General features: G+C 44.1%; 22 protein-coding genes. 19 read left to right on the top strand and 3 right to left on the bottom strand.

Going from position 1 to position 23,207, the window contains the following annotated elements; translation table 11 throughout:
- The first annotated feature begins 127 nt into the window (after nt 1-127).
- From IM792_RS10780 to IM792_RS10805, 6 genes are all read left to right on the top strand, one after another.
- Nucleotides 128-616, top strand: a complete 489-nt coding sequence (locus IM792_RS10780; protein WP_194101852.1) for a hypothetical protein — start codon at nt 128-130, stop codon at nt 614-616.
- Between the two features lie 18 nt (nt 617-634).
- Complete coding sequence (locus tag IM792_RS10785; RefSeq protein ID WP_194101853.1) at nt 635-1,561, top strand: bestrophin family ion channel; 927 nt, start codon at nt 635-637, stop codon at nt 1,559-1,561.
- Between the two features lie 240 nt (nt 1,562-1,801).
- Nucleotides 1,802-2,341, top strand: coding sequence for an SRPBCC family protein (locus IM792_RS10790; RefSeq protein WP_194101854.1), 540 nt, complete (start codon nt 1,802-1,804; stop codon nt 2,339-2,341).
- A gap of 21 nt (nt 2,342-2,362) precedes the next feature.
- Nucleotides 2,363-2,797, top strand: a complete 435-nt coding sequence (locus IM792_RS10795; protein ID WP_194101855.1) for a VOC family protein — start codon at nt 2,363-2,365, stop codon at nt 2,795-2,797.
- 12 nt (nt 2,798-2,809) lie between these two features.
- The gene (locus IM792_RS10800; protein ID WP_194101856.1) at nt 2,810-3,259 is read left to right on the top strand and encodes an SRPBCC domain-containing protein; all 450 of its coding nucleotides are present in this window, start codon (nt 2,810-2,812) and stop codon (nt 3,257-3,259) included.
- Nucleotides 3,260-3,472: 213 nt separating this feature from the next.
- Entirely contained in the window at nt 3,473-3,871 is a 399-nt protein-coding gene (locus IM792_RS10805) for a c-type cytochrome (protein ID WP_228085019.1), read from the top strand.
- Nucleotides 3,872-3,934: 63 nt separating this feature from the next.
- On the opposite strand, the gene IM792_RS21405 is transcribed toward IM792_RS10805, so the two are convergent.
- Entirely contained in the window at nt 3,935-4,327 is a 393-nt protein-coding gene (locus IM792_RS21405) for an RNA-binding protein (RefSeq protein ID WP_194101857.1), read from the bottom strand.
- A gap of 193 nt (nt 4,328-4,520) precedes the next feature.
- Entirely contained in the window at nt 4,521-6,689 is a 2,169-nt protein-coding gene (locus tag IM792_RS10815; protein ID WP_194101858.1) for a biosynthetic peptidoglycan transglycosylase, read from the bottom strand.
- Nucleotides 6,690-6,811: 122 nt separating this feature from the next.
- Between IM792_RS10815 and IM792_RS10820 the strand changes: the two genes are divergently transcribed.
- The 6 genes from IM792_RS10820 to IM792_RS10845 all read left to right on the top strand — a co-directional run bounded on the left by IM792_RS10820 (nt 6,812) and on the right by IM792_RS10845 (nt 11,725).
- Nucleotides 6,812-7,903, top strand: coding sequence for an Mrp/NBP35 family ATP-binding protein (locus IM792_RS10820; RefSeq protein WP_194101859.1), 1,092 nt, complete (start codon nt 6,812-6,814; stop codon nt 7,901-7,903).
- 24 nt (nt 7,904-7,927) lie between these two features.
- Nucleotides 7,928-8,209, top strand: a complete 282-nt coding sequence (locus IM792_RS10825) for a NifU family protein (RefSeq protein ID WP_194101860.1) — start codon at nt 7,928-7,930, stop codon at nt 8,207-8,209.
- A 131-nt stretch (nt 8,210-8,340) separates the two neighbouring features.
- On the top strand, nt 8,341-8,943 hold the full coding sequence (locus tag IM792_RS10830) for a hypothetical protein (protein WP_228085020.1): 603 nt from the start codon (nt 8,341-8,343) through the stop codon (nt 8,941-8,943).
- Nucleotides 8,944-9,140: 197 nt separating this feature from the next.
- Nucleotides 9,141-10,283, top strand: a complete 1,143-nt coding sequence (locus tag IM792_RS10835) for a BamA/TamA family outer membrane protein (protein WP_228085021.1) — start codon at nt 9,141-9,143, stop codon at nt 10,281-10,283.
- A gap of 92 nt (nt 10,284-10,375) precedes the next feature.
- Nucleotides 10,376-10,681, top strand: a complete 306-nt coding sequence (locus tag IM792_RS10840; protein WP_194101861.1) for an ArsR family transcriptional regulator — start codon at nt 10,376-10,378, stop codon at nt 10,679-10,681.
- Nucleotides 10,682-10,753: 72 nt separating this feature from the next.
- Nucleotides 10,754-11,725, top strand: a complete 972-nt coding sequence (locus IM792_RS10845; RefSeq protein WP_194101862.1) for a zinc-dependent alcohol dehydrogenase family protein — start codon at nt 10,754-10,756, stop codon at nt 11,723-11,725.
- 89 nt (nt 11,726-11,814) lie between these two features.
- On the opposite strand, the gene IM792_RS10850 is transcribed toward IM792_RS10845, so the two are convergent.
- Nucleotides 11,815-12,801 carry a hypothetical protein gene (locus tag IM792_RS10850; protein ID WP_194101863.1) on the bottom strand — a complete coding sequence of 329 codons (987 nt, stop codon included), beginning with the start codon at nt 12,799-12,801 and terminating at the stop codon, nt 11,815-11,817.
- Between the two features lie 329 nt (nt 12,802-13,130).
- On the opposite strand from IM792_RS10850, the gene IM792_RS10855 reads away from it, so the two are divergent.
- From IM792_RS10855 to IM792_RS10885, 7 genes are all read left to right on the top strand, one after another.
- Nucleotides 13,131-13,739 (top strand): sigma-70 family RNA polymerase sigma factor, encoded by a 609-nt coding sequence (locus tag IM792_RS10855; protein ID WP_194101864.1) that lies wholly within the window; start codon nt 13,131-13,133, stop codon nt 13,737-13,739.
- A gap of 72 nt (nt 13,740-13,811) precedes the next feature.
- Nucleotides 13,812-14,765: a FecR family protein gene (locus IM792_RS10860; RefSeq protein ID WP_194101865.1), complete on the top strand. Its 954-nt coding sequence runs from the start codon at nt 13,812-13,814 to the stop codon at nt 14,763-14,765.
- 126 nt (nt 14,766-14,891) lie between these two features.
- Nucleotides 14,892-18,431: a TonB-dependent receptor gene (locus IM792_RS10865; protein ID WP_194101866.1), complete on the top strand. Its 3,540-nt coding sequence runs from the start codon at nt 14,892-14,894 to the stop codon at nt 18,429-18,431.
- A gap of 33 nt (nt 18,432-18,464) precedes the next feature.
- Nucleotides 18,465-20,255, top strand: a complete 1,791-nt coding sequence (locus IM792_RS10870) for a RagB/SusD family nutrient uptake outer membrane protein (protein WP_194101867.1) — start codon at nt 18,465-18,467, stop codon at nt 20,253-20,255.
- A 22-nt stretch (nt 20,256-20,277) separates the two neighbouring features.
- Nucleotides 20,278-21,117 (top strand): endonuclease/exonuclease/phosphatase family protein, encoded by an 840-nt coding sequence (locus tag IM792_RS10875; RefSeq protein WP_194101868.1) that lies wholly within the window; start codon nt 20,278-20,280, stop codon nt 21,115-21,117.
- 809 nt (nt 21,118-21,926) lie between these two features.
- A complete protein-coding gene (locus IM792_RS10880; RefSeq protein WP_194101869.1) occupies nt 21,927-22,349 on the top strand; it encodes a hypothetical protein in 423 nt (140 codons plus the stop codon).
- Nucleotides 22,346-22,921, top strand: coding sequence for a hypothetical protein (locus IM792_RS10885; RefSeq protein ID WP_194101870.1), 576 nt, complete (start codon nt 22,346-22,348; stop codon nt 22,919-22,921). The genes IM792_RS10880 and IM792_RS10885 overlap by 4 nt, the downstream gene beginning before the upstream one ends.
- Nucleotides 22,922-23,207: the final 286 nt, after the last annotated feature.

The raw sequence follows: 23,207 nt of genomic DNA on the forward strand, positions 1-23,207 counted from the left end.
AAGTTGGCGACGCTCATCGTCTGCAAAATCTAATAAAATTCTAATTTCTGTCTTAAATCGCTCTAATTAGTCTGTCGTAAAATTGTATTGGTAATTCACTAAGGCATAAACACTTAAAGTTAAGCCCATGCAAACCGTACTGATTCCGACAGATTTTAACATAGAGGCATTAAAAGCGATACCCCTGGTGTGCAAACAGATGAATGAGGAAAAACTCAGCTTCATCTTTATCCACATGTTCAAACTGTCCGACTCGGTTACCGATCTGCTGATGCTTTCAAGAAGAAGCCGTGAGTACGAACAGGTGAGCGATGAGTTTTATAACGGCTGCACTGCCTTAAAACAGCAGTACCCGCAAATAGCCGCCATTAAGGTGGAGTTTTTGTATGGCAGCACGCTAAGCATGTTCAAAAACTTTTTGGAAGATAACGATGTGAGCCAGGTGCTTGATGTTAAGCATTGCTATGCCGGCAAGATCAATAAATCGAGCATTGATCCGGCTGTGCTGATACAAAAAAGCGGATTACCTGTGCTAAGCTTAAAACCTAACGCGGCGGCTGTAACGGTAAATGTACCGGCGGCCGAGCAGGTGATGGTTGAGGCCCTGATTGTTTAACTTTTAAATTGTTAAGCGATGTTGTTGAAAGAGAATATTCCGGTAAGATACATCTTCGGGAAGATACGTATCGAGGTGCTAATGGTTACAATGTATGCCGTGCTGATCGCTCTACTGTATAAAAACTTTCACTTCACGCGTATATCAATACCAATAGCGGTGCCTACGCTTTTAGGTACGGTTATATCGCTGCTGCTGGCGTTCAAATCAAACCAGGCGTATGATCGCTGGTGGGAGGCACGCACGCTTTGGGGAGCCATCGTGAATGATTCGCGCACGTTAACGCGCCAGTTGTTCACCTATATTGACACCCACTACGGTACGGCTGAAGAAAAGGCTTTTTGCGAGCGCATGGCCAAACGCCAGATAGCCTGGTGTTATGCCCTAAGCCAGCAACTGCGCGGACATGACGCTATGCCCGGCCTCGACAAATGGCTTTGTAACGAGGACTTTGAATATATAAAAAGCTACAGCAACAAGTCGGTTGCGTTGCTTGAGCTGCACGGTGGCGATTTGCGCCATGCTTACAAACTGGGCTGGATCAACGAGTTTCAGCAGGTGGAGATGGATGCCACGCTTACACGCTTTTCAAACCACATGGGTGGTTGCGAGCGTATCAAGACCACGGTGTTTCCATCAACCTATAAAGTGTACATACACTTTGCGCTAATACTGTTTGTAGCCTTGCTGCCCTTTGGGCTGATTGAGTTTTTTGGGATGGTAGAGATACCTATGGTTATTGCCATTGCCAGCTCGTTCTTTTTAATTGAAAAGATGGCCATCCACTTACAGGACCCATTTGAGAATAAACCAACTGATACGCCAACAACAGCCATATCGGCCACTATTGAGCGCGATATACTGCAAATGTTGAAGCAGTATTATAAAGAAGATAAACCAGCCGAAGATCCGGCGGTAAAGAGCAAGGTGTTCTATATTTTGTAGAAAGTGCGGTGGTGTGGCCTTTCTAACCAAAATGCACCTTCGGGCATCGTTTAAATACGATGCCCTTTTTTATGCCCTTATATGTCGCGCACGCCCCCTTATATTGCCCTTTTCGCCCCTCAAAAGCAAGCAATTATTAGCCTAATTTTGGTGTATCAATTATTTTGATTGATTTTAAAAATAGCATTAGCTTTATCATAACCGATCAATTTATTAAACCCATACCAAACCAAAAAGATCATGAAAATTCTGAAAATTATCCTGCTTACTGTTGTGGCCATTATTGCCATAGCGCTTATTACAGCACTGTTTGTTAACGGCGATTATTCCATCAAAAGAGAGATTGTGATAAACAAACCTAAAACCGAGGTTTTCAATTACATTAAATACCTCAAAAACCAAAACGAGTACAGTAAATGGGCCAAAATGGACCCGAACATGAAGCCTACATTTCGTGGAACCGACGGGCAGGTTGGCTTTGTCTCGGCCTGGGATAGTAAACTGGACAGTGTAGGCAAGGGCGAGCAGGAGATCATGAAGATAGAGGAAGGCAAGCGTGTTGATTACGAGATACGTTTCATCAAACCTATGGAGGCTGTTGCGCCGGCTTACATGATAACCGATAGCATTGCCCCTACTGAAACCAAGGTGACCTGGGGTTTTGAGGAGCATGTACCTTATCCGTTTAACCTGATGTGCCTGTTTTTTGATGTAGAGCAATTAATAGGTAACGACCTGAATGTTGGCCTTAGCAACCTTAAAGGTAAACTTGAACAATAACCACTACTAAATACTATAACCATGAAATCAGCAAACCCGTATTTAAACTTTAACGGTACTACCGAAGAAGCCTTCAATTTTTACAAGTCCATTTTCGGCGGCGAGTTTTTAACACTGATGCGTTTTGGCGATATGCCAAAAAATGCCGAAGGTTGTGTTGACATGCCCGAAGCGCCGAACAACCAGATAATGCACATAGCCCTGCCATTGGGCAGCACTATATTAATGGGTACCGATGCGCCCGAATCAATGGGCTTTAACCTGGTTACCGGTAACAACGTGCATATATCCATCAGCACGGATAGCAAGGAGGAAACCGACCGCATTTTTGCAGAACTATCGGCAGGTGGTAAAGTGCAAATGAAACCTGAACAAATGTTTTGGGGCGATTACTATTGCTCATTCACCGATAAGTTTGGTATACAGTGGATGTTAAGTTATACCCAAACCAACTAAACCTGCAACGCCATGAAAATTGTACCGATTATAAAGCAGATAGAAATAGCAGCCCCTGCCGACAAGGTTTGGCGAGCGCTTTTCAATAATGAATTGAACCGGCAATGGCTGAGTATTTTTTCGGCAGGCACTTACGCCGAAACCGATTGGAGCACGGGCAGCAATGTATTATTTGTTGACGGGGCCAACGATGGCATTATTGGCCACATTGTTACCAATAACCCGCATACCGAAATGGTTATAAAGTACGATGGCTTTATTTACAAAGGCGTGCAGGATGTAAGCAGCGAGCAGGCCCAGGCCTATAAAGGCTCGCACGAGGTGTATAAACTTACCGATAAGGGTGGAAGCACGGTGTTAGATATATCAGCCGCAATGGGCGAAGATTATCTGGAGCTCATGTTGGTAGCTTGGGATGAGGCTTTGGCTAAAATAAAATCATTGGCCGAGGGTTTAAATTGATAGTAATCAATTATTTCGACTCCTTATCAACCTGAATTATAAAAAACGACCGGCTAAATACCGGTCGCTTTCTGTTGTTATAGCCGCTGTGTACGCAATACACGAAGATATTATTTAGAATGTTTAAAAATTAGATAATTTTAATGTCACAGAACAATCAAAACCTTATTATTGAGTTTATTAATTGTAAAAAAACAAAGCTGATTATACCGAATGAAAAAGTTATTAATTATCCCCGGAATGATGCTGGCGTTATTGCTTACCACTCCGGCTATAAATACAGTACAGGCTCAAAGTAAAGGCAAAAAAGCGGCTGCTAAAAAACCGGCCGCGGCAAAAGGCGCTTCCGCTGCTGATATAGCGGCAGGTAAGGCATTGATAGCAAAATCTGATTGTTTGGCATGCCACAAGGTTGATACTAAGCTGGTAGGCCCTGCTTATATTGATGTAGCTAAAAAGTACCCGGCAACCCCGGCCAACTATGCAACACTTGCCAAAAAAGTGATTGATGGTGGTTCAGGCGTTTGGGGACAAATACCTATGTCACCTCACGCAACACTTGCCGCAGCAGATGCTGATAAAATGGTGAAATACATTCTGTCGCTCAAATAAACCGAGAAAAAAATGATGGGCACAAAAAAGGCTTTGAGCATTTGCTCAAAGCCTTTTTTAATATTATTGCCAGCGATCGCCGCCTTTGTCGCGATTGTAGCCACCATCACGGCTGTAGCCACCGCCACCACCACCACGATTGTAACCACCGCCGCCACCGCCGCGGTTAAAACCACCGCCGCCGCCTCTGCGCTCACCGCCGCCGCCGCTTGGTTTTTTATTTTCAGCCTGGCTAACGGCTATTGAACGGCCTTTAACTTCGCTTTTATTCAACGCGTCAATTGCTGATTGTGCGCTTTCATCATCAGGCATTTCAACAAAACCAAAGCCCTTGCTACGGCCTGTTTCTCTGTCCATAATTAATTTTGCAGAGCTAACTTCGCCAAATGGTTCAAAAAGGGCCCTTAAATCTTCTTCCTGTAATTGATAAGGAAGGCTTCCTACGAAAATGTTCATTAAATTTTTCTTGTAAAGTGAGTAGTTGAGTTTGCCTGATTTTGTTTTTTTTATAATATATACCTACACCTCAATCCGGCTGTAATATAGGCATTTTTCTTTTTCAGAAATACAAGCATTCTACTTTCTGAAAAAAAATATTTTTTTTATGTCCACATATATAAAGTGTTACGTAAATCATACTATTAAAATGTTAAAACAATCCCCGCTCGCGCAGTTCATCCCGGCGTTGTTTTTCACGGCGCTTACGCTCCTTTTTATCTGCTTTTTCCTGCTCTTTTTCACGCTTTTTGCGTAATTCGGCCGTATCTATTTTTTCTTCTTCCTTATCGGTACTATCTTTTTTACCGCCGCCAAATAAGCGCTGGAAGAAATTTAGTTTCTTTTCGGGTTCCTCAACCGGCATAGCATCCGGGTTTTGCTGCAATATGGTGCTGTCAATAACCGCCGTAGTATCCGTCGGTGCCTCGCGCCTTAAGGCTTCTCGCAAGCGAACATTATAAAAACCATAGGCATTGGTATCGCGTGCCACTAAACCTTTGCTGGCCATTAAGCGGCCTATCAGGTTAAAGTAACCGTGTAAACCCCGTCGCAGGGTACCATCGCCGTTAAAGGCATACAAACCCGCTTTGGGGTTAGGCACAATGCTGGCCAGGTAAATACTTTCGCCAAGGGTAAGATCCGACGGGTTTTTGCCGAAGTAAAACCTTGCCGCCTCGTGAATACCATAAATATCACGCCCCCACTCAATAATGTTAAAGTACACCTCAAGCATGCGGTTCTTGGTCATTAGTCGATTATTCTCTATCAACCACACGATCAGTATTTCCTCAATTTTACGCGAGAGTGTTTTATTCCTACTTAAAAACGCGTTTTTAACCAGCTGCATAGATATAGTACTGCCGCCACGCACAAACTTCTTCTCCTTAAAATCGGTAACTATTGAGCTGCGGATAGATTGCTCCACAAAGCCATTATGTCTGTAAAATGATGGATCTTCGGCTGTCATTATCGCGTTGCGCATATCAACCGGGATGCGGTTAAGCGGCGTAAACTCCGGGTTTTCAGGGCTGATGAGGTGCGGGCCCATAGGCTTGCCCCTTTCATACGGCACATAAGTAAAAGGCTTGTTCAACTTGGTAAGGTCGGCCTTGCCAAATTTTATGATCTTGAAATCATCCTTATCCAAACGCGAATCAAATTTCAGGCTATCTACCTGGTTTTTATTCATGTAAAAGTTAAGCGCGTAGTTCAGCTTGCCCGAAACCTTCATCCCATCCAACGATTCAAACATTCCCACCGGAAACGAATCAAACACATCCTGCGCGTTCAGCCAGCCGGTATTTACTTTCAGCTCGTATATCTTAACCGGGTTTAGCGTGTATTTTATAAAAGGGTGCGCGGTTATCTTTTTAAAGTAGATGGTTGAGGTACTATCTAACGACAAATAATTTTCGCCGATAAATATATTAGCCTCGATAGCGCCATTAGGTATAACAATATCCTGTGTTGAAAGGCCCGCGTGGTTAACCAAAAGATTGCGTGCGCCCCAATAGCTGAATATGCGGGTTTCGCCGCCATCCTGCTCAACTTTGGTAAGACGGGTGGTAATGGTATCGGCATTAAGCTTGGCCTTGAACTTTTTTTCGATGATGGGCAGCTCTATCTTTTTACCATCAGCATAAAGTTTTACATCAATATCTTTATCTGACGCATGCATCTTACCCATCAAATGCCAGGTTGATTCGCCGTTGTTTACGTTGATGGTTGATTTCAGGTCGCCATCATCAATAACCGCGGTTTGCGCCAGCAGGCTCATGCGGGTAGTATCTTCCCGGTAGGAAATATTGAAATTTTTGAGATTCAAATTATCAGGCACCTTGTACAGCACCTGGTTAATGAGGTGGTATGACAGATCGGCCAGGTCAACCTTGCCTTTGCTCTCAGTATTGGTTTTCTTTTTACGGAATAAAAAATCGAAGTTTTTAACTCCTTTGTTATTGGTGAGGCTTAAAAAGCCATCCTCAAGGGTAACATCAGCCAGTTTAACATCGCCCAAAATAAGCGGCATCAGCTTAACCTCAACAGTAAGGTTATTGATACGCAGCAGGCTATCACGATCATCGGGCACAATGGATACGTTGTTGAACGCTACCTTGCTGAGCCCGGTAAAGTGCGCCGAGCCTATTTTTACATCTAAATTATAATCGTTCCTGGCTTTGGCTTTAGCTTTGTAAATAACTTTTTGAAGCAATGCTTCGCGCTTTGAATACGCAATAAAGCCACTTATTAAAATAACTATCAGTATACAGGCAAATACAATTCCGGCTATCCGGACATATCTCGGGTTAAGGCGACGCATCAGTAAATTTTATCCAAAACTAATTAATTCTTATCCGCTTCAAACGTTAAAGTACAGTAAATTATTTCGGTAACAAAACCAAAGCCAAGCGGTTTTCATATTTTTGCGATTAATATAGATAAATGACAATTACAAGAGAACAAGTTTTACAAGCCCTTAGCCATGTTGAGGAGCCTGACCTGAAAAAGGACCTGGTTACCCTGAACATGATACAGGATATACATATTGATGGCAACCGCCTCAGCTTTTCGGTAATATTAACCACCCCGGCCTGCCCTTTAAAGGGTTTGATAGAGAATGCCTGCCGCAACGCCATCGGTCATTTTATAAGTAAGGATGTTGAGGTAAACATTAACATGACCTCGCGCGTAACCTCGCAAAAGGATACCGGTGTACCGGGTGTTAAAAATATTATCGCCGTAGCATCAGGCAAAGGTGGTGTAGGTAAATCAACCGTGGCGGTTAACCTGGCTTTAGGCTTGGCCAAGGCCGGCGCTAAGGTAGGTTTGATTGATGCTGATATTTACGGCCCATCGCTACCTATCATGTTCGGCCTGGAAGGCGCGCGCCCAAATGCTACCCAGCAAAATGGCAAAACCCGTATTGAGCCTATCGAAAAATATGGTTTAAAGCTACTGTCTATCGGTTTCTTTACTGATCCTAATCAGCCGGTGCCTTGGCGCGGGCCAATGGTATCAACAGCGGTAAAACAGTTATTTAACGATGCCGATTGGGGAGAATTGGATTACCTGGTGGTGGATCTGCCTCCCGGTACGGGCGATATACACATCACCATAACCCAAACCTTCCCGGTTACGGGCGCGGTAATTGTTACCACCCCGCAAAACGTGGCCCTTGCCGATGCTAAAAAAGGTATTGGTATGTTTATGATGGATGCCATTAATGTGCCTATATTGGGCGTAGTTGAAAACATGGCCTACTTTACCCCGGCCGAACTGCCCGAAAATAAGTATTACATTTTTGGCCAGGATGGCGGTAAAAAATTAGCCAACCAGCTTGATGTGCCGTTTTTAGGAGAAATACCATTGGTAAAAAGCATAAGTGAATCGGGTGATGCCGGTGTGCCTGTTATTTTGCAGGACAATAGCGTTACCGCTAACGCGTTCATTGATATGGCCAAAATGGTAGCGCAGCAGGTTTCAATATACAATGCCCGCGGCGTGGTGGATAAAAATGTTGTAAATAATTATTAACTTTACAGTAATAATAGAATAAAAATGAGTGATTTAATTAATCAGGTTGAGAAAGCGCTGGATAGCATCCGTCCGTATCTTGAAGCTGATGGTGGGAATGTGTCAATAGAGGAAATTACTCCTGACCACGTGGTGAAGCTGAAATTGCTTGGCTCATGCGGTTCATGCCCAATGAGCATCATGACCCTGAAAGCCGGTATTGAGCAGGCCATTAAAAAAGCCGTGCCCGAGGTTACCGGTGTTGAAGCCATAAACCTAACCGATATAGACGACCCTAACGCAGTATTACCCGAAAACTTAAGGTAATTTGTTAAGTATTGTTAAAACATCCTCGTTTTAAGAAAAACAGGATATTTTTGACGTGGATTAAACCTTTTGGCACCAAAGTGGTAGAATAATAAGTGATGATGAAGTATTTGATCGGATTATTATTTTTAATGTTTACCACTGCTGCTTTCGCGCAGCAGCCTGACAGGCCTTTGGTTCAATTTTCGGGTATAACCTTTAATTCAGATAGTACCAGTATTGCCGTGCCTTATGTTACGGTAACCAATCTGTCAAACGGTAAGTCGGCAAGTTCATCGAATTATAAGGGTTACTTCTCTTTTGTAGCGCATGAGGGCGACAGCGTAAAATTTACTTCAGTAGGTTATGCGCCTATTGTTGTGGTTATACCTGCCAATACCAATAAAAGCTTTACAACTAAAGTGCCCTTAAAGCCGCAGATAGTTAACCTGCCAACTTTCAGGGTATTCCCATGGGCTACTACCGATGAGTTCAGGAAAGATTTTTTGGCCATGAAACTGGCCGATGATGATTTAGAAGTGGCTAAAAAGAATGTGAGCCGTTCATCATTAATGGCGCTGCAAAATACCCTTGCCCGCGATGGCCGGGAGATACAGACTGCCAATGCAGGCGCACTGCACAACCGCATACTTAATCAAAACTCGATGCAGCCTAACCCGCTGCTTAACCCACTGGCCTGGGGCAGTTTGATCAAACAAATATCCGACGGCGACAAAAGCCGCTCAAGCAACTAAAGATATTTAAGCAGCCGAGGGGCTGCTTTTTTTGTGCTTTAAGAATTAATATTTATTGAAAATCGCTAACTAAGAATCAAGGGGAGATCTTTCTCGAACTATTGCAATCGTCCCCCCAATGTCAAATATTTATTTCCTGTAATGCCATCGGTTAATTTTACGTTATTTTTAGTAAAATCAACAAATACCTATAAAATTTGAAACAGGGAGCGGTTTTACTCTTCGTGCTGGCATGTGTATGTGTCGATTATGATGAGGCTACCGCGCAGGATAAAAAACGATCGTGGTTGGGCAGGCAGGTTCACCGTTTGCTTAATGATACCACATCGGCCGAGCAGGCCAGCTTCACCGTATACCCCACACTTGGCTATGCACCCGAAACCGGCGTCGAGGTAGGCGCATCGGTTCTTAATTTGTTCAGGGCTAAAAACGATTCGCTTAACCGCCTGAGCGAGCTACAGGCTTTCGCCTTTGTTACCTTTAACGCGCAATACGGGCTTTGGCTTGATAACGCCATTTACAGTGATAAGGATGCATGGTTCTTTTTAGGCCGCACCCGCATACAGCGCTTTCCCTTATATTACTATGGCATTGGCCCCAATACCGGTGGCGATAATTATGCCGTGGTTGATGCCTTCAACATAAACTTTAGGCAAAGGGTGCTGCGCAAAGTGGTCGATAACTTTTTTGCAGGCCCCGAGATCGACGTTAATAGCCTAACCGGCGTTGACTTTCAACAACCCGACGAGGGCGCTTTTGAGCTACCTACCGGCGCAAATGGCTCAACCAACCTGGGGCTGGGTGCCGCTCTGGTTTTTGATAACCGGCATAATGTATTGAACGTACGTAACGGCTTTTTCAGCGAGGTATCATACCTGCACTACTGGTCGTCGTTAAGTGGGAACAGCGGTTTTAATACCATTAATGTGGATGTTCGATCATTCCACCGGGTTAGTAAGCGCAATGTTTTGGCCTGGCAGCTGCTAGCCAACTTTCAAACAGGCGATGTACCGTTCAACCAAATGGCGCTTATTGGTGGTGATATGATGATGCGGGGCTACTACCAGGGCCGCTATCGCGATAAAAACCTTGTTGCTACACAGGCTGAATTCAGGATGCTGCCATTCGCTTTTCATAAACGTTTAGGGGCTTCGGTATTCGCAGGCGCGGCGGTGGTAGGGCCAAGAGTTGGCGCGTTGTCCCTAAGAAATGTAAAACCATCGGGCGGCTTTGGCTTGAGGTATCTGCTGTTCCCTAAAAAGGATATTTATCTCAGATTTGATATCGGCTTTTCGCCGCAAGGCTCAAGCTTCTACATATTTAACGGCGAAGCATTTTAAAATTCTGACATAGCTATCCGCGCTTTAACATGCAAATGTAAAATCAGACACAAGTACTCGTAGGTATTTAGGTAAATACCTAAATTTGTTTCATGAATTTGCTGGAAGTCATTAAATCGTTATCTAACCAAACCCGTTTGAATATTCTTACCTGGTTGAAAGATCCGTTTGCATGTTTCCCGGCTGAGGAGTTAGCTGATTATAGTCCGGCACTGGGCGTATGCGTTTCAGACATCGCTAAAAAGGCTGAAATGTCTATCCCGACAGTTTCTGTCTACCTTAAAAACATGTCGACAGCTGGACTTTTGGTAGCAACCCGGAAAGATCAATGGACCTATTATAAACGTAATGAGGATGCGATACAACAGTTAGCTCAGTTGATCAAGGATAACCTATAAAAAATTTGGTAACATAGTTAGAGTTTTACCTAAATAGCTAAATAACTAAACAAACAAGTAAATAAATAAACTATGAAAGCAGCAGTGTTAAACGAGTTCGGCTCAGTTGAAAAATTTGAAATATTAGATGTACCAACCCCGAAACCGGGATTAGATGAAGTATTGGTAAAAGTAATGGCGACATCAGTAAATCCGCTGGATTTTCAGGTACGCCGGGGCGACTATAAAAATGAATTACAATTACCGGTTATCACCGGGCATGATGTTTCGGGCGTGATCGTAGAGATCGGCGCTGGTGTTAAGAATTTCAAGGTGGGTGATGAGGTATATTACACGCCCGAAATCTTTAACGGACAAGGCAGCTACGCGGAATATCATGTAGCCAAAGAAGCCATCATCGGCATAAAGCCAAAAAACGTGAGCCATTTAGAGGCGGCCACATTTCCATTAGCAGCCGGTACCGCCTGGGAAATGCTCTATACCCGGGCACAACTCAAGATCAATCAAACCATCCTGATACATGGTGGTGCGGGTGGCGTTGGCATACCTACTATCCAGATGGCAAAGGCGATGGGTGCCGTAGTTTATACAACAGCCAGGGCTGTACACCACGATTTTCTTAAAGGCTTAGGGGCTGATCATGTAATCGACTATGAAAAGGAAGACTATATTGATGCCATTTTAAAGCTGACAAATAATCAAGGCGTTGACGTTGTGATTGATACCATAGGCGGTAACACCCTTGCCGATAGTGGTAAAATTTTAAGCCAATTGGGGCAGGTGGTAACAATAGTTGATATTGAAAAGCCACAAAACCTGATACACGCCTGGGGCAAAAATGCCACTTACCATTTTGTATTTACCAGGCAAAGCAGAAACAAACTGGACGAACTCACCAAGCTGATCGAGGACGGAAAGTTGAAGCCTGTATTAAACAAAGTTTTCCCGTTATCTGAAATCGGCAAAGCACATAGCCTGCTTGAATTTAAGGAAGGCGACAAAAATTTTTACGGGAAGATAGGTATACAGATAGGGGATTTTTAAATCCGTTAGCAATGAATATTGCACTTGTCGTTAAACATAAAAGGCTTATCATCATAATAATGATAAGCCTTTTATTAGTTTAGGGATATTTACTTTTTATGTTTTAAGTAGCTTATGTTAAACGGCACCTTGATCGGCGCGTTCCACCTTTCATCAACAGAAACCTTGAAGCTTGCGCTTTGTGCGAATAATGATCCCTCGCAAATATAATGCGTGTTAATTGCTACATTAAAATAACTATCCTCATAATTTGGAGTTACATCCTTGCTGACAATTGTGTTGCCATTTTTATCGTAGCAGCTTATGTTTATACCCAGGTATCTATAAGGCCAGATAACGGTGCTGGCACTAAAGTTTTCTTTGCCTCTATCGCTTGCTGTAACCTGATAGGTAACTGCCAGGTCATCATACAAATCCTCCCTGAACCTGATTCTTCCTGTGCCTATGGCAAGGTCAAAACCCGGAGGGTAGTCGCGGTAAGTTATTACCACTTTATCAGCATTGGCCGGCATAATATCATTTATGCGTACGGTAAACATACTCACCATGCGTTTTAAAGTAACTGACTTTTTAATAGAACTGGTAACCGTTGTATCTATTTTAGCATAATATAGCTCTTTAGACAAGGTTGGTGTTTGCGGATCGTAAATAGGATGAGTTATGTAATACCCGGCCGTGCCATGTATCTCACTTGGGTAAATAATACCTGCGTTTTTAGCGCCAACAAAGTAAATACCATATCTTTTACTGTAAAGGGTGTCGGTAATAGCCCCAAAGTTTGCATCGTTTGCAGTTTGCATCAGCTGTTTACGAACCTGGTAAGCGTAACGTTCATCGCTGGGACTGCCTCTGTAAACTGCATAATGAAGATAGCTGATCTGATCCTTCAATGCATTTACTGATTTTAAACCGGTGGTTTGTAGTCCGCCGCTTTGAACGTTAAAATCGCCCAGATTAAAGTTTACTGAAAATGCGGTTGAATCATTTTGAGATGGCGATTTTTGGGTAGAGTTTTCCTTTTTGCAGGAGGTTGCCAGCACGCATAGTGCAGCAAGCATAGTACAGATGTTTTTCATGTGATTACGATTTAATTATTCAAAAGTAACCGGTTGTAAATATCTAATTATCAGTATTTTGATATTGTATCGTATATGTAAAAATGAACGGCATTTTCATACATACAGGCCATTTTCCGGCAACACCTGCTTATGCCCAATCACCCCCCTCAAATTCTATCGGGCTCTTATTTTCGAATGATCAACATTGCCGACGTTTTCTTTTATAGAATTATCATTGCCCCATACTTCATACTAACTACGATGCCCCTCGCGGGGGGGGGGGGACGGTTGAATTCTTCTTTTTTGATTTAACATTTACTTTACGTACTGCCTTTACATTTGTGTTCATGCTTACCCGTGATTACATAAATAACGAAACAGAGTTGTTGCAACTACTTAAAAGTGGCGATATGTCGGCTTTTGATCGTATTTATAATCACTACTGGAAATACCTCTATCTGTCAGCCTATAACCGGCTGAATGATGAGGAGTCGGCCAAGGATATTGTACAGAATGTGTTTATTGACATCTGGCAAAAGCGTACCGAACTGGAAATTACCAGCACCCTGAAGCAATACCTGATGGGTGCCGTTAAAATGAAGGTGCTGCACTTATACCGGTCAGAAAGTATAAAACAGCAAGTGCTGGATAACGCGCTTGAGCGTATCACACAGCTATTGCATTCACACCAAAACCTCTCAACATATTTTGATCTGGAACGGATAGTTAGCGAGGAGGTTGAAAACATGCCCGCTAACATGAAGAATAGCTTTTTGCTGCGCAGCGATAGCTACTCGGTAAAAGAAATAGCCAGCAACCTCAACCTGGCCGAACAAACCGTATCCAACAATATTACCGAAGCGCTTAAGCGATTGAAAAAACGCATCAGGGTTGAATATCCTGAACGTTATGCGGGCTGCTTTGCCCTCCTTATGTTGCTGTTCACAAAAAGTTAACGTATTGTTTACCCAAAATTGAGGTAGTAAAGCGGTAGTTGTGCAACTTGATATTAAAAGCACAATTACTGAATGACACCTGCCGAACTCAAGGATCTGTTAGACCGCTATGCCCGCAACGAGGTTACTGATGATGAAAAGCAACTTGTTGACGATTGGTATGCCTCTTACCACGATGGGCAGGAGCTGAGCGCGGTTGACGAAGAACGCCTTAAGCAGGAGATACGTGCCGGCATCAATAAAACAGTAAAGACCCCGGCCCGCATACGTACCATTAAAATTATGCGCTACGCGGCAGCTGTTACTGTGCTGCTGGTTTCGGTATCGTTATTTATCCGCAAAAAAAGTATCACGCAGTTTACCACCAATGCCGATAGCAGACATTTTACTTCTATCAAAACAAAAACCGGCGAGGTAAAAAAAGTAAAACTGCCCGATGGTTCGTCGGTATGGCTGAACGCCAAAAGCGAGATACGCATAAGTGATGATTTTCAGGCCGAACAACAACGTTACGTTTACCTGGATGAAGGCGAGGCGTTTTTTGAGGTAACTAAAAACCCGCAGCGGCCATTCCTGGTAAAAACGCCGCATGTAACTACAAAGGTGTTGGGTACATCATTCAACGTAAAGGCTTATGGCAGTTTAAAAAAGGCCAGCGTAACTGTACGTACAGGCAAGGTGCAGGTTAACTCTAACAAAAAACTGCTGGCCACACTTACCCCAAACATGCAGGTAAATTATGATGTGGATAGCGGCATAGCCAACATTACCACCGTTGATGCATCCATTGCCCGGGCATGGACAACCGGTAAAATAATACTGAGCAATGCCACATTCAGTGAGCTTGCCCTTGCCCTGCAAAATACTTACAACATTAAGCTGAGCAGTACTAACGAGGCTACTATTAATTATCAATACAATCTTAAGATCAATACACAACACACCCTTGATGAAACACTGCGCATAATATGCTCGGTGCATCAAAACCATTACAGGAGGACAGATAATGAAGTAATACTTTATTAACAGGAAATAAAAAAGCCGGAACTGAAGCAGTACCGGCCAAATGCTTGCATAGCTGACAGATTGAGCCCTAACAGCCTTGCGCCCCTTTAGATCGTTAATTAAAATTCACTAAAAGAAATCAAATGTATGAAAAAAAACTTACGTCGCTTAAGTAAAGCTATGCGTATTACGTTTCTGATATACACCGCATTAATAGCCTTTACGGGAGTGCTGAGCGCCTCGCCGTCATCAGGGCAAATATTTGATAAGCGTATAAGTGTTTCACTGAAAAATGAAACGCTTGCCGCTTCAATTAAAAAGGTTGAACAAGCTGGTCGGGTAGATTTTGCCTATGATCCGCAAATACTTAACCTCAATAGTATCAAAATAAAAAATCAGGACTTTAGTAACGAGCGCCTGTATAACATCCTGAAAAAACTACTGGGCAATACCGCCATCGGTTTTAAGGAGGAAGTGCCCGGCACTGTAACCCTTTTTAAAAAGCAGGTAAAACCGGCAGCCGCAACAGGCCGTGTTACCGGTAAAGTAGTTGATGAAAAGGGCGAGCCATTACCCGGCGCTACCGTTATGCTGTTAGAGGCCAACAAGGGTGTACAAGCCCAGGTTGACGGATCATTCAACATTGATGCCGAAGAAGGTGTTTACACCGCTGTGGTGAGTTTTATATCGTACGAAACCAAGCGTATACCGGGCGTACGTGTAAACGCTGGCCAAACCACACAGCTAAATACCATTGCCCTTAACGGACAAAGCGGTACCTTGAATGAGGTGCTGGTAGTAGGTTACGGCACGCAAAAAAAGGAAAACCTTACCGGCGCGGTTGATCAGGTAACATCAAAGGTGTTAGAGAACCGTTCGTTGCCAAACCTATCGCAAGGATTACAGGGTACCATTCCCAATTTAAACATTGTGCCTTTGGATGGTAAGCCTATCCAATCGCCAACGTTCAATATTCGCGGTATGACATCGATTGGTCAGGGTGGTAACGCGCTGGTGTTGGTTGATGGTGTTGAGGGCGACCCAAGCCGTATAAACCCGAGCGATATTGCCAGTGTGTCGGTACTTAAGGATGCATCATCGGCAGCTATATATGGCGCGCGTGGTGCCTTTGGGGTGGTATTGATCACTACCAAAAATCCATCGAAAGACAGAACAAGCGTAACCTACTCATTCAACCAGGCTATAAAAAGTCCTACCACGGTGCCCGAGTATGTTACTGATGGCTACACTTTCGCCAAGATGTTCAATGAGGCCTGGAGCGCGTGGAATGATTACTCGCAAACCCCGCAAAACATCAACAAAACAGTAAAATTCTCTCAGGATTACCTGGCCGAACTGGAGCGCCGAAACAATGACCCATCATTGCCAACTACTATAGTTAACGCCGCCGGCGAATATGAGTATTATGGCGATACCGATTGGTATAAGCTGTTGTACAAAGATCATAACAGCGCGCAGGAGCATAACCTTTCTGTATCGGGCAATAGTGGCAAGGCTGATTTCCTGATCACCGGTCGTTATTTTTCACAGGATGGTTTGTTCCGCTATAATAGCGATGATTATGGCATTTATAACCTGCGTGCCAAAGGCTCGTTACAGGTATACCCATGGTTAACCATCAGCAACAATGCCGATTACTCGAGCATGAAATACCATAACCCGCTAAACGTGGGCGAGGGTGGCAGTATATGGCGTAACATTGCCGATGAAGGCCACACCATGGTACCTATGTTTAACCCTGATGGTACATTAACCTTCTCGGCGGCTTACTCGGTTGGCGATTTATATTATGGTAAAAACGGTATCGATTTTAACAATCGTGTTTTCCGTAACACTACCAGCTTTAACGCGCACTTTTTTGATAATGTGTTTCGTGTAAAAGGCGACTTTACGTTCCAAAACACTGACAACAATCAGGATCAGAAACGTGTGCAGGTGCCTTACAGCCGCAAGCCGGGGGTGATAGAGTACGTGGGTACAGCTTATAACGATCTACAAAACATAGATCAAACCACGCAGTATTTAGCTACCAATATTTATGGCGAGTATGAGCCTAAATTAAAAGGCGGCCACTACTTTAAGGCATTGGCCGGTTTTAACTACGAGCAATCAACCTTTGAGCGCCTTGCCGCACTGCGTAACGGTTTGGTGTTTGAGGATGCTACCGATATTAACCTCGCGCTGGGCCAATCCATCACCACATCGGGCGGTTGGGAGCAATGGGCCATAGTTGGTGGTTTTTACAGGTTGAACTATACGTACAAGGACAGGTACCTGATCGAGGCTAATGGCCGTTACGATGGTTCGTCAAAATTCCCCTCCGATCAGCGTTATGCATTCTTCCCTTCGGTATCTGCCGGTTGGCGTGCATCTGAGGAGCCTTTTTTTGAGCCATTAAAAAACGCGATAAGCAACTTAAAAGTGCGTGGTTCATACGGTTCATTAGGTAACGGTGCCATCAATTCATACGTGTTTCAGGAAACCTTTGGTATTTCACGTTCTGGCCGTATAATTAATGGTGTGTTACCACAACGCACAAGCATCCCGGCGGTACTGCCTGATGGGCTTACCTGGGAAACCTCACGCACTAAAAACATAGGTATTGACCTGGGCTTGTTGAATGAAAAACTGAGCATCAGTGCTGATGCTTACATACGTGACACCCGGAATATGTATACCGTAGGGCCGACTGTTCCGGCTGTATTTGGTGCCGACCCGCCGAAGGGTAATTATGCCGACCTGCAAACCAAAGGCTGGGAGGTTACCGTGAACTGGCATGATAAATTTGACCTGGGCAGCAAGCCATTCAATTATAATGTAAGGCTTACTTTGTCTGATTACCTGTCAAAGATCACCAAATACAACAACGCTACTAAAAGGCTGAGCGATTATTACACCGGCCAAACCCTGGGCGAAATTTGGGGCTACACCACTTTAGGCTACTTTACATCGGCAGAGGAAATAGCTAACTCGCCTAAACAAATTATCACCAAGGCATCAACAACCGGCCAGTTATTACCGGGCGATATAAAATTTGCCGATCTGGATGGTAACGGTGTTATTGATTACGGCTTACAAACTGCCGATAACCCCGGCGACCGCCGTGTGATAGGTAACACAACCCCTCGCTACACTTATGGCATAGGCTTAAATGCCGACTGGAATAACTTCTCGTTCTCGGCATTTTTACAGGGTGTTGGCAAGCGAGATTGGTACCCGGGTTCAGAAGCGGGCGTATTCTGGGGGCAGTATAACAGGCCTTATAATAAGATACCGGTATCAATGCTGGGCAACATATGGTCAGAGGATAACCCGGATGCTTACTTCCCGCGCTACCGTGGCTACTCGGCACAAAATGGCTCGGGTGAGTTAACGCAGGCACAAACCAAGTATTTGCAAAACGCGGCCTACCTGCGCCTTAAAAACATCCAGTTAGGGTATAACCTGCCATTGAACATTATAAAGAAAGTTAAGCTGACCAACCTGCGTGTATTTGTATCGGGCGAGAACCTGCTAACATGGTCGCCATTGTATAAGATCACCAAGGATATCGACCCTGAAAGCATCAACGGATCAGACAGGGTGTTAACCGACGGATCAAGCGGTAATGGTAATAACTACCCAATACTTAAAAGTGTAACACTGGGTTTATCTGCAACCTTTTAATCAGCTAACACAAACAATTTAACCGGATTAAATATGTTTTCGATAAAATTTAAATATATAAATCTCCTGGCGGGCGTAGTATTGGCAAGCATTATAGCTGCCGGCTGTAAAAAGCTTGATCAGGAGCCAAAATCAGCCGCTACAAACTCAGCTGTATTTGGTAGTGTGAACGGGTTGCAACTGTATGCCAACTCGTTTTATGAGAATTTGCCCGATGCCGGGGCTCTGGTACGCAGTGATGCCATGGCTGACTATGCCGCCCGCACCTCAGTACCCGATTTTTTGCGCCCCGGCGCTTACAATGCCCAGCAAAGTACCGGGTGGACGTGGACAGCACTGCGTAACATCAATTACTTTTTAGCTAACAACAACAGGCCTACAGTAGCCGAAGATCAGCGCAGGAATTTTAATGGCCTGGCCCGCTTTTTCCGCGCGTGGTTTTACTTTGATAAGCTTAAGCGTTTTGGCGATGTGCCATGGATAAGCACCCCGATGAATGCTGATGACCCGAAACTATACGGTGGCCGCGATTCGCGCGCGCTGGTGGTTGATTCGATCATTGCCGATTTGGATTATGCCGCGCAAAACATCATCCTTACTAATGATAACTCACGCACGCAGATCACTAAAAACATTGTGTACGCGTTTAAATCAAGGGTATGTTTATTTGAGGGTACTTTCCGTAAATATCATACCGAGTATGATCTGGGTTCATCAGCCAACGGCTTGTTACAACAAGCTGCCGATGCCGCCAAAACGGTAATGGATGCCAACGCCTTTAGCCTGAGCACAGCCGGGGGTACAGGTGCGGCCTATCGCCAGTTATTTACCGGTACTACACCTGTCGCTGCCGAAGTAATGCTGGCCGCTGTGGTTGACCCGGCCCTGGGTGTGTTTAACGATGCCAACTGGTATTGGACAAGCGCTACCTATGGCGATCGTTTAAGCCTCATCCGCACGTTTGTAAACACCTATTTAAATATTGATGGCACACCGTTTACCGGCAGAACAGATTATAAAACCCTGCCTTTTGTTGAGGAGGTAAAAGGCCGCGATATGCGTTTGCAGCAAACCATACGCATGGGTACTTACACCCGTTTAAACGGCACTATGCAGGAGGTTGCCCCGCCGGTATTTTCATACACGTATACTGGCTATCAGCCCATAAAACTTACGCAGGATGATGCCTCGATGGATGGCGGTAGCCGTAATACCAATTCGATACCATCATTCCGTTATGCCGAAGTATTGCTTAACTATGCCGAAGCAAAGGCCGAGTTGGGCACACTAACTGATGCCGACTGGAACATAACTGCTGGCGCACTACGTCGCCGTGCCGGTATAACGGGCAATACATCAACAAAGCCAACAGTTATTGATAGCTATTTGCAAACCAATTACTTCCCGGCTATTACTGATGCATCGTTGTTAGAGATCAGGCGTGAGCGCAGTATTGAGCTGGTGTTTGAGGGCTTCCGTTTTAATGATATTATCCGTTGGAAACGCGGCCCGCTGATGGATATGGCCTGGAACGGCTTTTATGTACCTGAACTGAACACCCCGCTTGATCTTAACGGCGATGGCAAGCTTGATGTGGCCTTTTACCGTACCATGCCGGCCAGCCCTGTTGCAGGCGTAACTTATGTAAGCGTGGCCGATAATCTGGCTAATGGTACGGTGAACCCGCAACGGTTAAACAGCGCTAACGAGCTTACCTGGCTTACCAACGTACAGCGCCAATGGGATGATAAATACTATCTTTACCCAATACCGGAGGCCGACAGGCTGATCAATCCAAAGCTTGGCCAAAACCCGGGCTGGTAATACAAAATACAATACAAGTACTATGAAAATTAAACACTTATTTATTTCGGCACTGCTTTTACTTAGTTGCGGTGCAACACAGGCACAGCATTTAATAGCAGGCTCGTTCAACTTGCGTTTTAATAATTCGGGCGATACCGGTAACCTGTGGGAAAACCGTGCGCCGGTTGCCGCCGCGCTTATCCGCTTTCATGATTTTGATGTGATAGGCACACAGGAAGGCCGCAAAGTACAGCTTGACGACCTGAGCAAAGCCCTGCCGGAGTATGAGCGCTATGGACTTGGCCGTGATGATGGCAAGGAGGGTGGCGAGCATTCGGCCATATTCTTTAAAAAAGATCGTTTCCAGGTGTTAAAGAAAGGCAATTTCTGGCTGTCAGAAACTCCTGACAAACCGGGCCTTGGCTGGGATGCCACCTGCTGCAACCGTATATGCTCATGGGTTTACCTGCTGGATAAGCAAAGCAAAAAGAAGTTCTACTTTTTTAACGCGCACTTTGATCATGAAGGCAAGGTAGCACGTGAGGAAAGCAGCAAGCTTATCCTGAAAAAGATAAAAGAGATTGCAGGCAATGAAAAAGCCGTATTTACCGGCGATTTGAACGGCGACCATGAAAGTACCTGGTACCAGCGTTTAGCAACATCGGATTACCTGAAAGATACCTACTCAATGGCCAAACACCCTTACTTTTTCAATGCCTCATTCAACAACTTTGGCAAAGCTCTGGATAAGGATGGTATAATTGACCACGTATTTGTAACCGGCAATGCCGATGTTAAACGTTGGGGTATACTAACGGATAGCTACCGCGGCAAATTCCCGTCAGACCATTTCCCGGTACTTACCGAGTTTACATTTTAATTGTTTCTTTTCTTCATTTATTTTTCAAAGCCTCCTCAAAAGGGAGGCTTTGTTTGTTTTTCAAACATGGATCAGCTGAATGATTGACGTATGAAAACAAACAAGTCCAAGCGATTTATATTCTTATAATTACGTGGGTTAAGAAGAATTTAAAGTAAAAAAGAAAGGCAAGCGACCGTTTTACCGTGCTTGCCTTATGGCTCCCCGTGCCAGACTTCATTTGAACCAAATACTAGAAAGTTTAAAAGTTTTGACGACGCTGCAAAGCGTAATTTAATAAGTTCCATTCTGTTTATATATATTGCCCAAGGGGTTACATTGAAATACAAATACCTTTTGTTTTCCTGGCCATACAGTGTTCATACAAGTTATGTCAGTATTTACGGTAATTACCCGGATGCCCTGAATGCCTTTATTCGCGACCGTAAGGCCAGCTGCCTGACGTTGGATAACATCATCCGTGACGTGAATCAGAATGGGATGATTATGTGAGCTGGAATGTAAGGGTGAACTTTATTCCCCTGCGACAACTCGCATTAAACAAGTGATACGGAATCCGTATACTTTCCGTTTTACACGAAATGCGACATATAGCAGTTGAATCATAATTCGCCTTCTCTTGAGGCTTCTGGGAGTTATTAAACAAAATAACGCAGACCTTACTTACATCGCGATTCTCTAAATTCGAGGTCCTCAATATAAAACGGGACAACTAACGTTGTTACGAGCGACCGCGTAAATAAAATGCATGTTAATATGCTGCAGATTTCGTAATTTCAAGCGTATTCCAAATACCTATATTTTATACAATGGACAGTAACTATTATCAAGCTTACGAGAACCTTTATGCCGATTATATCTATGATGAAAGACGGGCGTACAGACCATATTTCCCATTTGAAGACGATATGCTTAGGACAATCCGCAGAGCGATAGACGATAACACCATCGGCTACAAAAATTTCAGGCCGGATGCCAAATTCTTTTTGCTCGTAAATTTCCATCATATGATTGTCCGCCCCCTGGCAGAAGCTAGGCGTTTTCCGCAATTCGTACCAGAACCTGTTAACCTGCTCAAGGTAATCTCGGACGATGTGCGTACCATCATCAGGGATGCGACAGAAAGTTACCGCACGAACGATAGCGCAGAGGTAAGCGGCCATGCCATCATGCAATCTATCGACCGGTTATGGAGAGAATTAAGAAGTACCAAATTTGAGATCTGGGGATGAGCGACGATAAAAGGGAAGCAGTAAACATCGGTATCAACCTAAGTGGTCAGCTGATAACTGCGGCTTTAGCGATGATCGCCGTTATAGGAACATTCGGCGTATTCATCCTTGATAAAAGGGATGTTAGCTTTTGGTACTATCTGATTTTCGGGGGAGCACTTTTCGCCTTTGTGGCTAGCATCTATTTTGGTGGCAAAGGGATTGATAAAGCAAGGAAGGATGGCTTTGCGGGCACTTGGGATATCCTCAATACCAAAACTCATTTCAACAGGCAGGCAGCTTGTTGCTTTATTGGTATATTCCTGTTTATTCTCAGTGTTTTCAGCGGGACTGAAAAACCCGATGACTTGCAAAAAGAGATCAGTAAAGTAAAAGATGCTGTGACACGCTTACAGTTGAACGACTCTCTGAATAAACAAAAAGTATCATCGCTGGAAAAAAGAATTGATAGCCTTGAAAAGAAGCCATCGCAGTTCATTCCTTGTTTTCCAGTCAAAAAGAACTACTGTAAACGCCCAATGATGCCAACAACAAATGGACGCCCCGTATCCAGAAAACAACCTAACGGCTAAATAGATAAGGAGTGCAAAGGCGCCGGCATCGGCAGAATTGATTGGGCAAAAGAAAACGGTTGTTAATATCGAGCCGTTATTAACAATCGCAATGGATAAATTAATCAAGCTAAACACAATCTATTCACAATTAGAAACTTATGTAAATCGCGACTTAATTGGTTCGATTTACCCCAAAAAATTCACTTCTGAAGAATTGCAACATCGAACCGCTCAAACGAGCGATTTGTACTCTTGTATACACTTGATTAACAGTGAATTGGAGGTAAAAGAAAGGCAAGCGACC

Origin of the sequence: Mucilaginibacter sp. JRF, assembly GCF_015223065.1 — a bacterium.
GTDB lineage: Bacteria > Bacteroidota > Bacteroidia > Sphingobacteriales > Sphingobacteriaceae > Mucilaginibacter.

Excerpts from the sequence above, each read along its gene's own strand:
- IM792_RS10780 (WP_194101852.1), top strand. The coding sequence starts at position 128 with ATGCAAACCGTACTGATTCCGACAGATTTTAACATAGAGGCATTAAAA.
- IM792_RS10785 (WP_194101853.1), top strand. The coding sequence starts at position 635 with ATGTTGTTGAAAGAGAATATTCCGGTAAGATACATCTTCGGGAAGATA.
- IM792_RS10790 (WP_194101854.1), top strand. The coding sequence starts at position 1,802 with ATGAAAATTCTGAAAATTATCCTGCTTACTGTTGTGGCCATTATTGCC.
- IM792_RS10795 (WP_194101855.1), top strand. The coding sequence starts at position 2,363 with ATGAAATCAGCAAACCCGTATTTAAACTTTAACGGTACTACCGAAGAA.
- IM792_RS10800 (WP_194101856.1), top strand. The coding sequence starts at position 2,810 with ATGAAAATTGTACCGATTATAAAGCAGATAGAAATAGCAGCCCCTGCC.
- IM792_RS10805 (WP_228085019.1), top strand. The coding sequence starts at position 3,473 with ATGAAAAAGTTATTAATTATCCCCGGAATGATGCTGGCGTTATTGCTT.
- IM792_RS21405 (WP_194101857.1), bottom strand. The coding sequence starts at position 4,327 with ATGAACATTTTCGTAGGAAGCCTTCCTTATCAATTACAGGAAGAAGAT.
- IM792_RS10815 (WP_194101858.1), bottom strand. The coding sequence starts at position 6,689 with ATGCGTCGCCTTAACCCGAGATATGTCCGGATAGCCGGAATTGTATTT.
- IM792_RS10820 (WP_194101859.1), top strand. The coding sequence starts at position 6,812 with ATGACAATTACAAGAGAACAAGTTTTACAAGCCCTTAGCCATGTTGAG.
- IM792_RS10825 (WP_194101860.1), top strand. The coding sequence starts at position 7,928 with ATGAGTGATTTAATTAATCAGGTTGAGAAAGCGCTGGATAGCATCCGT.
- IM792_RS10830 (WP_228085020.1), top strand. The coding sequence starts at position 8,341 with ATGTTTACCACTGCTGCTTTCGCGCAGCAGCCTGACAGGCCTTTGGTT.
- IM792_RS10840 (WP_194101861.1), top strand. The coding sequence starts at position 10,376 with ATGAATTTGCTGGAAGTCATTAAATCGTTATCTAACCAAACCCGTTTG.
- IM792_RS10845 (WP_194101862.1), top strand. The coding sequence starts at position 10,754 with ATGAAAGCAGCAGTGTTAAACGAGTTCGGCTCAGTTGAAAAATTTGAA.
- IM792_RS10850 (WP_194101863.1), bottom strand. The coding sequence starts at position 12,801 with ATGAAAAACATCTGTACTATGCTTGCTGCACTATGCGTGCTGGCAACC.
- IM792_RS10855 (WP_194101864.1), top strand. The coding sequence starts at position 13,131 with ATGCTTACCCGTGATTACATAAATAACGAAACAGAGTTGTTGCAACTA.
- IM792_RS10860 (WP_194101865.1), top strand. The coding sequence starts at position 13,812 with ATGACACCTGCCGAACTCAAGGATCTGTTAGACCGCTATGCCCGCAAC.
- IM792_RS10865 (WP_194101866.1), top strand. The coding sequence starts at position 14,892 with ATGAAAAAAAACTTACGTCGCTTAAGTAAAGCTATGCGTATTACGTTT.
- IM792_RS10870 (WP_194101867.1), top strand. The coding sequence starts at position 18,465 with ATGTTTTCGATAAAATTTAAATATATAAATCTCCTGGCGGGCGTAGTA.
- IM792_RS10875 (WP_194101868.1), top strand. The coding sequence starts at position 20,278 with ATGAAAATTAAACACTTATTTATTTCGGCACTGCTTTTACTTAGTTGC.
- IM792_RS10880 (WP_194101869.1), top strand. The coding sequence starts at position 21,927 with ATGGACAGTAACTATTATCAAGCTTACGAGAACCTTTATGCCGATTAT.
- IM792_RS10885 (WP_194101870.1), top strand. The coding sequence starts at position 22,346 with ATGAGCGACGATAAAAGGGAAGCAGTAAACATCGGTATCAACCTAAGT.